The sequence below is a fragment of the Actinomyces polynesiensis genome (assembly GCF_000820725.1).
In the GTDB taxonomy this organism is placed as follows: domain Bacteria; phylum Actinomycetota; class Actinomycetes; order Actinomycetales; family Actinomycetaceae; genus Pauljensenia; species Pauljensenia polynesiensis.
Map to the genome: position 1 here is coordinate 1 of NZ_CCXH01000041.1, position 5,652 is coordinate 5,652.

Genomic DNA, 5,652 nt, shown 5'->3' on the forward strand with positions numbered 1-5,652 from the left:
AGCGGGGCTTCTCCTACTCCCACGACGCGCCGCTCGACATGCGCATGGACCCGACCAGCGGGATCTCCGCGGCCGAGCTCCTGGCCACCGCCGACGAGCACGAACTCACCCGCATCCTGCGCACCTACGGTGAGGAGCGCTTCGCCCAGCGCATCGCCCGGCTCATCGTCTCCGAGCGCGCGGGGACGCCACTGACCCGCACCTCACAGCTGGCGGACCTGGTGCGTCGGGCCATCCCGGCCCCGGCGCGCCGCACGGGCGGCAACCCCTCCAAGCGCACCTTCCAGGCGCTGCGCGTCGCGGTCAACGACGAGCTGCACATCCTGGAGGACGCCCTGCCCCGCGCACTGGCGTCGGTGCGTGTGGGAGGACGCGTGGTCGTGGAGTCCTACCAGTCCCTGGAGGACCGCATCGTCAAGGCCGTCTTCCGTGAGGGCAGCCGGGACACGACCCCACCCGGGCTCCCCGTGCTGCCGGACCACACGGACGCCCCACTCCGACTCCTGACGCGTGGCGCGGGCCGCGCGGACCAGGCCGAACTCGCCCGCAACCCCCGCTCCGCATCCGTGAGGCTGCGCGGCGTCGAGATCATCTCACCCTGGAGGACCCGATCATGAGCACCGCAGCCGCACGGACACGCCCCGCCTCGAGGCCCGAGCGCCTCCGGGAGACGGTCCGTCCCGACCTGCGGGTCGTCGAGGGACGCAGCCCGCGCAGGTCGGTCGTCCCCCTGGTCGTCATCGCCCTGCTCGTGCTCGTGGCGGCGATCATCGCCCCCATGGTCATCAACACGCAGATGGCGGAGACCTCCTTCGCCATCCGTGACCAGCAGCTCAAGCTCAACGCCCTGGAGGCCGAGTCCTGGACGCTGCAGACCCAGCTCCAGCAGCTCTCCTCGCCGATCGCGCTGGAGAAGGCCGCGCGAGAGCAGGGGATGGTTCCCGCCGGGACGACGGGACTGATCTCACTGTCCGACGGCAGCGTCGAGGGCGGACAGCCGGCGCAATGAGCACGGGAGGAGCGGACATGGTCTCGGCACGACGTGCCCGGTGGATCCTGGTCGTCTCGACGCTGTTCCTGGTCCTGTGCGTGACCCGGCTGTTCTACGTCCAGATCGTCCAGGGTCCCGCCCTCGCCGAGGAGGGGCAGGAGGTGCGCACCTCCGTCTCCGAGGTCGCCGCCCAGCGTGGGTCGATCGTCGACGCCACCGGACTGGTGCTGGCCGACTCGGTGCAGACCTACCACATCGCGGTCAACCAGGTGAACATCCTCAAGTGGCGCCACTACGAGGACCAGGAGCAGGCGGACGGCACCACGAGATCGGTGCTCGTCGGCAAGGGTCCCGCGGAGGCCGCACGCCAGCTCGCCCCGCTCCTCGGGATCGACGCGGTCGAGCTCGGCGGTGAGATGGTCGGGGACGGCACCTACGTCTACCTCAAGAAGAACGTCGACGCGGTGACGTACCGCAAGATCCGGGCGCTGGGCATCTACGGCATCGAGTGGGAGTCCGTCTTCCAGCGCGAGTACCCCAACGGCAACACCGCCGCGCCCCTGATCGGGACCGTCGACCAGGACGGCTCCGGCTCCTCCGGGCTGGAGGCCAGCTTCGACGAGCTGCTCAAGGGCACACCCGGCAAGGAGGCCTACGAGATCGCCCCCAACGGCGCGATCATGCCCGGTGGCAAGCAGACCACCCAGGAGCCCGAGAACGGGGCGACGGTCACCACCACCATCCACGCCGACCTCCAGCACTCGGTCCAGGAGGCGCTCGACACCAGTGTCGAGGCCCACCAGGCGGAGTGGGGCGCGGTCGTCATCCAGGACGTCGCCACGGGCAAGGTGCTGGTCATGGCCGACTCCGGGTCCGAGTCACCCGACAACTCGGCCCCCCAGGCGGTGGCCGGCGTCCAGTACGCCTTCGAACCCGGCTCCGTGGGCAAGGTCATCACCATGGCCACGGCCCTCGAGAAGGGCACCGTCACCCCGACCACGGTCTTCACCGTGCCCTACTCCCTGGACATCCCCGGCGAGACACTGCCCATCACGGACTTCCACGAGCACGCCACCGAGCAGCTCACCGCGACCGGCATCCTCGCCGAGTCCTCCAACACCGGCACCGTGCTGATCGGCAAGACCGTCACGGACCAGGAGCGCTACGACATGATGAAGGCGCTCGGCCTGGGACAGACCACGGGTGTGGAACTGGCGGGGGAGTCCGCCGGCGTGCTGCGCACCCCCTCCGAGTGGCAGGGGCGCGACAAGTACGTGTCGATGTTCGGGCAGTCCTACATGATGACCGCCCTCCAGGAGTCCAGCATCATGGCCACCATCGGCAACGGCGGTGTGAGGATGGCCCCACGCCTCGTCGAGTCCTGGACGCTGGCCGACGGGACCGTCCACGAGGCCGACCCGGTCGAGCCCGTCCAGGCGATGAATTCCAAGACCGCCTCCGAGCTGCTGCGGATGATGGAGTCGACGGTCGACACGGACCAGGGCACGGGGCAGACGGCGAAGGTCGACGGCTACCGCCTCGCCGTGAAGACGGGTACCGCCGAGATCACCGGCGGCACGGTCTCGACCGTGGCTGGTGTGGTGCCGGCGGACGCGCCTCGTCTGGCCGTCGCGGTGGTGCTCTACAATCCCAAGGTCGGATGGCTGTCGTCGGACTCGGCGGCACCACTCTTCGGCGAGGTCGTCACGCAGGCCGTGCGCAACCTCGGAGTCCCGGCCTCCTCGGAGGCCGCGGACCTCTACCCGATCGCCCCCGGGCAGTGAGACAACGGGCAGAACAGGGAGCCCCGGTGGCTCCCGGAGGGAGGACGATGGACAGGCACGCCAGCTGGGTGGCCGAGGCCGTGTCGGGGGACGTGGTGGGTCCGGACGTGGACATCACGGGCCCCGTGGTCACCGACTCCCGTGAGGCCGCGCCGGGCTCCCTCTACGTCGCGCGCCGCGGTGGGACCACCGACGGCCACGCGTACACCCGTGCCGCTGCGGACGCCGGCGCCGTCTGTGCCATCGTCGAGCACCCGGTCGAGGACGCGGCCATCACGCAGGTCGTCGTCGGGGACTCCACGCGGGCCCTGGGCGAACTCGCCCACGCGCACCTGGAGGACCTGCGCTCCCACACCGACATCACCGTCGTCGCCATCACCGGCTCGGTCGGGAAGACCACCACCAAGGACCTGCTCGCCCAGGTCCTCGCCACCCGTGGTGCCACGGTCGCGCCCCGCCTCTCCTTCAACAACGAGGTCGGCACGCCCCTGACCGTCCTGCGCGCGGATGCCTCCACGCGCTACCTGGTCCTCGAGATGGGCGCCTCCGGACCCGGCCACCTCACCTACCTCACGGGCATCGCGGCCCCGGACATCGCCGTCGAACTGCGCGTGGGCAGCGCACACCTCGGGGGCTTCGGGTCCCGCGAGGCCGTCGCCCGCGCGAAGGTCGAACTGGTCGACGGGGAGCGCCCCGGCGCCACCACCGTGCTCAACGCCGACGACGACCTCGTGCGCGCGATGGCCTCCCACGCGAAGGGCCCCGTGCTGCGCTTCTCGGTGGACCCCGCGGTCGTCGCGGACGTCCACGCGCTCGACATCACCACCGACGAGGGCGACCACGCCTCCTTCACGCTGTCCACCCCCTCCGGGCGGGCCCACGTCCACCTCGGCCTCGTGGGCCGGCACCACGTGCACAACGCCCTGGCCGCCGCCACCGTGTGCCACGCGCTCGGCCTGGGGGCCGCGGAGACCGCCGCGGCGCTGGACTCCGCCGCGGCCCTGTCCCCGCACCGCATGGCGGTGAGCGAGGCGGAGGTCGACGGTCACCGGGTCACCGTGGTCGACGACTCCTACAACGCGAACCCGGACTCGATGCGCGCAGGTCTCGCCGCCCTCGCGTCGCTGGCGCACGGCCGGCGCACCGTGGCCGTCCTGGGGGAGATGCTCGAACTCGGGGACGCCTCCGACGACCTGCACCGAGGGGTGGGGGAGTTGGCCGCCGACCTCGGCATCGACGTGGTCGTCACGGTCGGGGCGGCGGCCGACCCGCTCCTCGCCCCGCTGGAGGGCCGGGCGGTCACCGAACGTGCCACCACCGCCGAGGAGGCCACCGAGCTCGTGCGGGGCCTCCTGCGTGACGGGGACGTCGTCCTGGTCAAGGGGTCCAACGGCTCGGGCGTGTGGCGCACCGCCGACGCCCTGGCGGGAAGCGGGGTGCCCCGGTGATCGGTGTCATCATCTCCTTCGCCGTGGCGCTCGTGCTGTCCATGGGCCTCACCCCGGTGTTCATCCGCTTCCAGGTCAACCACCACATCGGCCAGTTCGTCCGCCAGGACGGACCGACCCAGCACCTCACCAAGCGCGGCACCCCCATCATGGGCGGAGTCGTGTTCATCGTGGCCTCGGTCATCGCGTGGCTGGTGGGGTACCTCGCCATCGGGTCCGTGCCCGACTGGTCCTCGACCCTGCTCGTCTTCCTCTTCGTGGGCCTGGGCGTGATCGGACTGCTCGACGACGTGCTCAAGGTGCGCCACGAACAGTCCCTGGGCCTCCACGCCGGCGCCAAGTTCGCCGGACAGCTGCTCGTCGGGTCCCTCTTCGCCTGGGGCGCGCTGGTCTTCCCCGACCGCCACGGCATCACCCCCGGGTCGATGGCCATCTCGGTGTTCCGCCCCACCGGCGTCACCCTGGCCTTCGCCGGGGTGGGCGTGGGAGTGGTGCTGTTCCTCCTGTGGTCGAACTTCCTGGTCGCCGCCTGGTCGAACGCGGTCAACCTCACGGACGGACTGGACGGTCTCGCCACGGGCTGCTCGATCTTCGTCTTCGGCGCCTACACGATGATCACGGTGTTCCAGAACGTCCAGTCCTGCTGGGGATCCACCGTCAACCTCGAGGCCTGCTACCCGACGCGGGACCCGCTGGGCCTGGCGATCCTCAGCGCCGGCATCGTCGGCTCCCTGGCCGGGTTCCTGTGGTGGAACGCCTCACCGGCCCAGATCTTCATGGGCGACACCGGGTCACTCGCCCTCGGCGGCGCCCTCGCGGGGCTCTCGATCCTCACGAACACCGAGTTCATCGCCGTCGTCATCGGTGGGATGTTCGTGGTCATCACCATGTCCGACGTCATCCAGATCGGGGTCTTCAAGGCCACGCACAAGCGCGTCTTCCGGATGGCCCCGCTCCACCACCACTTCGAGTTGAAGGGGTGGGAGGAGATCACCATCGTCGTCCGCTTCTGGCTGATCGCCGCACTCTTCGCGATCACCGGGGTCGGGCTCTTCTACGCGGAGTGGGCATCGCACCTGTGAACATCACCGATCCAGTCGCAGTCATCGGATGGGGCCGCTCCGGTCGCGGGGCGGCCGGGGCGCTGGCGCTGCGGGGACATCGCGTGCTCGCCTTCGACCAGAGGCCCCAGGACCCGCCCGCGGGTGAGGACCTCGCCGGTGTGGACCTCCGCGTCGTCCCCGGTGACGAGGACCTCGCCGACGCCGTCCTCGCGGCGTCGCCCGGCCTCGTCGTCCTCTCACCCGGGATCGCCCCCCACACCCCGGTGTGGCGTCGCGTCGCCGAGGCCGGCATCCCCCTGTGGGGCGAGGTCGAACTCGCCTGGCGCCTCCAGGAGGAGGGCCCCCACGCAGGTCGTCCGTGGCTG

5 protein-coding genes and 1 pseudogene are annotated in these 5,652 nt (G+C 71.0%); all 6 read left to right on the plus strand.

The features are described 5' to 3' along the window. Positions 1–617 (plus strand): 16S rRNA (cytosine(1402)-N(4))-methyltransferase RsmH (rsmH, locus tag TA90_RS01465; RefSeq protein ID WP_043534250.1); only part of this gene is annotated, 617 nt, incomplete at its 5' end. Then, positions 614–1,009 (plus strand): cell division protein FtsL, encoded by a 396-nt coding sequence (locus TA90_RS01470; protein WP_043534251.1) that lies wholly within the window; start codon positions 614–616, stop codon positions 1,007–1,009. The genes rsmH and TA90_RS01470, both read left to right, overlap by 4 nt. A 17-nt stretch (positions 1,010–1,026) precedes the next feature. After that, positions 1,027–2,775 (plus strand): peptidoglycan D,D-transpeptidase FtsI family protein, encoded by a 1,749-nt coding sequence (locus TA90_RS01475; RefSeq protein WP_043534252.1) that lies wholly within the window; start codon positions 1,027–1,029, stop codon positions 2,773–2,775. 47 nt (positions 2,776–2,822) lie between these two features. After that, positions 2,823–4,223 (plus strand): UDP-N-acetylmuramoyl-tripeptide--D-alanyl-D-alanine ligase, encoded by a 1,401-nt coding sequence (locus TA90_RS01480; RefSeq protein ID WP_043534253.1) that lies wholly within the window; start codon positions 2,823–2,825, stop codon positions 4,221–4,223. Beyond that, a complete protein-coding gene (gene mraY, locus TA90_RS01485) occupies positions 4,220–5,305 on the plus strand; it encodes a phospho-N-acetylmuramoyl-pentapeptide-transferase (protein ID WP_043534254.1) in 1,086 nt (361 codons plus the stop codon). Before TA90_RS01480 ends, mraY begins: the two co-directional genes overlap by 4 nt. Beyond that, a pseudogene (murD, locus tag TA90_RS01490) lies at positions 5,287–5,652 on the plus strand (UDP-N-acetylmuramoyl-L-alanine--D-glutamate ligase); the annotation flags it as partial. The gene mraY and the pseudogene murD, both read left to right, overlap by 19 nt.